Origin of the sequence: Pricia sp., from assembly GCF_041745955.1 — a bacterium.
Taxonomy (GTDB): Bacteria; Bacteroidota; Bacteroidia; order Flavobacteriales; family Flavobacteriaceae; genus Pricia.
In genome coordinates this window covers 1-4,088 of the sequence record NZ_JBGTHY010000492.1, presented here as the reverse complement: position 1 = coordinate 4,088, position 4,088 = coordinate 1, and the positions used below count along the sequence as shown (strand labels likewise).

At 43.4% G+C, this 4,088-nt stretch carries 6 protein-coding genes; 4 read left to right on the top strand and 2 right to left on the bottom strand.

All coding sequences use genetic code 11. The annotated features are described in order from the left end of the window. From ACEW8S_RS17460 to ACEW8S_RS17445, 4 genes are all read left to right on the top strand, one after another. A partial coding sequence (locus ACEW8S_RS17460; RefSeq protein ID WP_373519399.1) for an ABC transporter ATP-binding protein occupies positions 1-681 on the top strand: 681 nt, incomplete at its 5' end. Continuing rightward, the gene (locus ACEW8S_RS17455) at positions 674-1,936 is read left to right on the top strand and encodes an ABC transporter permease (protein WP_373519398.1); all 1,263 of its coding nucleotides are present in this window, start codon (positions 674-676) and stop codon (positions 1,934-1,936) included. The genes ACEW8S_RS17460 and ACEW8S_RS17455, both read left to right, overlap by 8 nt. 3 nt (positions 1,937-1,939) lie before the next feature. Next, positions 1,940-2,365 (top strand): acyl-CoA thioesterase, encoded by a 426-nt coding sequence (locus ACEW8S_RS17450; protein ID WP_373519397.1) that lies wholly within the window; start codon positions 1,940-1,942, stop codon positions 2,363-2,365. After that, complete coding sequence (locus ACEW8S_RS17445) at positions 2,358-3,500, top strand: beta-ketoacyl synthase N-terminal-like domain-containing protein (protein WP_373519396.1); 1,143 nt, start codon at positions 2,358-2,360, stop codon at positions 3,498-3,500. Before ACEW8S_RS17450 ends, ACEW8S_RS17445 begins: the two co-directional genes overlap by 8 nt. On the opposite strand, the gene ACEW8S_RS17440 is transcribed toward ACEW8S_RS17445, so the two are convergent. After that, complete coding sequence (locus tag ACEW8S_RS17440) at positions 3,497-3,778, bottom strand: type II toxin-antitoxin system YafQ family toxin (protein ID WP_373519395.1); 282 nt, start codon at positions 3,776-3,778, stop codon at positions 3,497-3,499. The genes ACEW8S_RS17445 and ACEW8S_RS17440 overlap by 4 nt on opposite strands. Before the next feature lie 3 nt (positions 3,779-3,781). Then, positions 3,782-4,012: a hypothetical protein gene (locus tag ACEW8S_RS17435; protein ID WP_373519394.1), complete on the bottom strand. Its 231-nt coding sequence runs from the start codon at positions 4,010-4,012 to the stop codon at positions 3,782-3,784. Positions 4,013-4,088: the final 76 nt, after the last annotated feature.

Sequence of the window (4,088 nt, the reverse complement as noted above, 5' to 3'; positions counted from 1 at the left end):
TTAGACCTCAGCATTGAGGCCGGTGAAATTTTCGGGTTGTTGGGTCCCAATGGAGCGGGAAAAACTACTTTAATTTCCATGCTAAGTTCCCTACTTAAGCCCACATCGGGGTCGTTCAGTATCGACGGATTGAATTACAGGGAACACAAAAACGAACTGAAACAAATGATTGGTATCGTACCCCAAGAGTATGCCCTATACCCCTCGCTGACCGCTTATGAAAACCTACACTACTTCGGAAGCATGTACGGGTTACATGGCAACCCGTTAAATACCAAAATTCTTGAACATATCGAAATTTTAGGACTTTCAAAATTCGCACATAAAAAAATCGCCAGTTTCTCGGGAGGCATGAAACGCCGCATCAACCTAATTGCCAGTATCTTGCACCGGCCTAAAGTTTTGTTTCTCGACGAGCCTACGGTAGGTGTAGATGTGCAGTCCAAAAATGTTATTATGGAGTATCTAGGGCAGCTCAACGCCGGGGGAACCACCATTCTATACACCTCCCATCACCTGAACGAAGCAGAAAAATTCTGTACCCGTGTCGCCATTATCGATTTAGGAACTATCGTTTGCCAAGGCACACCCCAGACCTTGATAGCACAACAGGTTGGCGCCAAGAATCTTGAGGAAGTATTTTTAGCGAAAACCGGTAAAGCCCTGCGCGACTATGCATAAACTTTGGGCCTCGACATACAAAGAATTTTTGCTGCTCACACGCGATATCGGCGGCTTGGCCATCCTTTTTTTGATGCCCTTGTTTTTGGTCGTTTCGATAACCCTCGTTCAAAATGACACCTTCAAGACATTGAAGGAGACAAAAATTCCCATTCTTTTAGTCGACAACGACCAAGGAGAGGTCTCAAAAACCATTCAGGAAAACCTTAAAAATTCGCCCCTTTTCGAGGTGCAACTACAATCATCCGAAGCATCGGTAAAAGAGTTGGTGCGGACCGGTAAATTTCAGTTGGGCATCGTCATCCCTAAAAATCTATCAAAAGATTTAAATCAAAAGGTCGCCGAAAACGTCGAAGGCATCCTAGAAAAATTCGGTGAGAAAGAAGAAAGTATTCCTTTGGTAAAATCGAAATTAAAGTCCAAGGAAATCAAGCTCTATTTTGACCCGGCCACCCAATTCGCCTTTCGTAATTCCATAAAGAGCGGTATCGATCAAATGGTATCCAAAATAGAGACCCAGACCATTTACAAGGCCTTTCAGGATGAATTGACAGAGGATTCTACCGAAAATTTTTTCGACGCTGAACCCTTCTTACTTTTTAAGGAAATAGTACCTTCTGAAAAAGCAATCATCCCCAACGCCACCCAACACAACATTCCGGCGTGGACGCTTTTTGCCATTTTCTTTATTATCTTACCCCTGTCTATCAACATGGTGAAAGAAAAAAATCAGGGTACATTTATACGATTACGTACTCATCCCGTTTCGTATGGCACTTTTTTAGGCGGAAAAACCGTAGTCTTTCTTGGGGTCGCACTAGTTCAATTTGCTTTGATGCTTTTGGTCGGCATTTATTTTTTTCCGTTCATCGGGCTTCCAAAATTGGATGTTTCAGGGAAACTGCCCCTACTCTTTTTTGTGGCCTTCTTCGCAGGATTGGCTGCCGTAGGTCTTGGGCTATTATTAGGCACCATCGCAAAGACACAAGAGCAATCCGCCCCCTTTGGAGCCACCTTTGTTGTTATTCTGGCCGCCTTGGGCGGGGTTTGGGTCCCCGTTTTCGCCATGCCAAAATTCATGCAGGTGCTCTCGAATATTTCCCCTATGAACTGGGGCTTAAATGCTTTTTACGATGTCTTTTTGCGAAATGTCGGAATATCCGAAGTACTGCCTGAAATTGCATTGTTATCTTTGTTTTTTGCGGTTACAGTTGTAATTTCTGTGGTATATAATGAAAGGAAGAACACGGTTTGAAAAATGAATAAAGAAATCACTCATTCCAGTGAAATTCGGGTACGATTTGCAGAATGTGATCCCCTGGGTATCGTCTGGCATGGCAACTACATCCAGTTTTTTGAGGATGGCCGTGAAGCCTTCGGCCGCCATCATGGCATTTCGTACCTCCATCAAAAGGCCAATAATTTTTCGACCCCAATCGTTTCCTCGAAATGTGAACATAGACTACCACTGCGTTATGGCGATGTCGCTACCATCAAGGCGACCTATATCGATTCGCCCGCTGCAAAAATGATTTTTAAATACGAAATCTTGAATCCGGAGGGGAATGTCGTATGCACGGGAGAAACCGTTCAGGTCTTTGTAGAATTGGAAGGCAATCTTTCTTTGATACTTCCCGATTTCTTTAGGCAATGGAAAATTAAAATGGGTTTGTTGAATGTATAGTACCTATTTATCATATAACAATATTGTTTCATCACTTGGTTTTGACAGCACGAGCGTGGTTGATCAGCTATCCGCCGAAGTTTCGGGGCTACGATTGATTGACGGGCACGAGATTTTAGACCGCCCTTTTTACTCCTCTATGATATCAGAGGATGCCTTGAACGACGCTTTTGAGCGATTACCGACCTCATCACCAAAAACCCGATTGGAAAAGATGCTGGTGGTCTCGCTAGAAAATATCCTAGAGGCTTCAAAAATTGAATTGACCGATCGCGTCGGACTTATAGTTTCCACGACCAAGGGCAATATCGACGTATTGGAAGAGGGCAGTAAATTCCCGAAAGAACGTGCCTATTTAAGTACTATAGGGGCGGAGCTGCAAAACCATTTTGGCTTCGCCACAGAGCCAATCGTAGTCTCGAATGCCTGTGTTTCCGGGATTCTAGCGATCGTAACCGCCAAAAGATTGATCGATCAAGGTACGTTCGACCATGTTTTCACCGTGGCCGGCGATCTGGTCACAAAATTCATTATTTCGGGATTCAATTCCTTTCAGGCTTTGAGTGACGTACCTTGTCGGCCGTATTGCAAATCACGATCAGGCATCAATATTGGGGAAGTTGCGGCAAGCGTTCTGGTCACCAGGGATAATAATCGGTTGGTCGACGAATCCGTAGAAATTTTGGGGGGAGCATCCTGCAACGACGCCAACCATATTTCCGGACCATCCCGCACGGGAGAGGGTTTGTTTCTAAGTGTTACCTCGGCGCTTCAGGAAGCCAATTTATCCCCCGGTGAAATCGATTATGTTTCCGCCCACGGTACGGCTACCATGTATAACGATGAAATGGAAGCCATTGCCTTTAACCGGGCCGGTTTGGCCAACACCCCTTTGAACAGTCTCAAGGGCTATTTTGGTCATACGCTAGGGGCATCGGGGCTGCTCGAGACCATTGTAGGAATGCATTCCTTAAAACGAAATACATTGTTCGCCTCGAAAGGGTTTCAAGAATTGGGGGTTTCGCAACCCTTGAATATCATCGAAAAAACAACATCGAAAAAAATCAACACATTTTTAAAGACAGCTTCAGGGTTCGGGGGAACCAATACGGCGGCGGTTTTTAGGAATGTTTAACTGAAAAGGTCGGAATGTGACCCAATTCTGACCAGTTTGATGCCCTTTGGTGACTCTATTTGAAACCAAATAATCAACAGGTCGGGTTTAATGTGGCACTCCCAGTTATCTTTATAAGCACCTTTCAATCTATGTAGTCTAGCACTTTTGGGTATTCCTGAAGCGCCCTTTCTCTCCAAAATTTTTAGAACTCTTACAGAAAGTTTAAAATCTTGTTTGTTGCGTTTTATTTTCTTTAAATCCTTTTTGAACTTGGTTGTGAAATCTAAGTAGTACATTGTCTACAAGTTATCTAACCAAGTATCCAAATCCTCGATTCTCTCCAAATCTCCGTGAACGGCTTCTTCGATAGCCTTCTTCGTCTCTTCGTTAGGTATGTTTCCTACATCTTGGTATAAAAGCCCCTCGATATAGTTGTTCAGACTTCTTCGCTGTGCTTTTGCTTTCTCTTTTACTAATTCAAGAAGTTCTTCGTCAAAACGAAATGCAGTTTGAACTTTTGATGATTTCATAGTATAGTTGTTTTTCCGAATATAAAAGTACGAAATAACAATTCGTTATACAAATATATTCACTTTGTTATACCCC

Bases quoted from the DNA above. Each gene is read 5' to 3' on its own strand.
- ACEW8S_RS17455 (WP_373519398.1), top strand. From the start codon at position 674: ATGCATAAACTTTGGGCCTCGACATACAAAGAATTTTTGCTGCTCACA.
- ACEW8S_RS17450 (WP_373519397.1), top strand. From the start codon at position 1,940: ATGAATAAAGAAATCACTCATTCCAGTGAAATTCGGGTACGATTTGCA.
- ACEW8S_RS17445 (WP_373519396.1), top strand. From the start codon at position 2,358: ATGTATAGTACCTATTTATCATATAACAATATTGTTTCATCACTTGGT.
- ACEW8S_RS17440 (WP_373519395.1), bottom strand. From the start codon at position 3,778: ATGTACTACTTAGATTTCACAACCAAGTTCAAAAAGGATTTAAAGAAA.
- ACEW8S_RS17435 (WP_373519394.1), bottom strand. From the start codon at position 4,012: ATGAAATCATCAAAAGTTCAAACTGCATTTCGTTTTGACGAAGAACTT.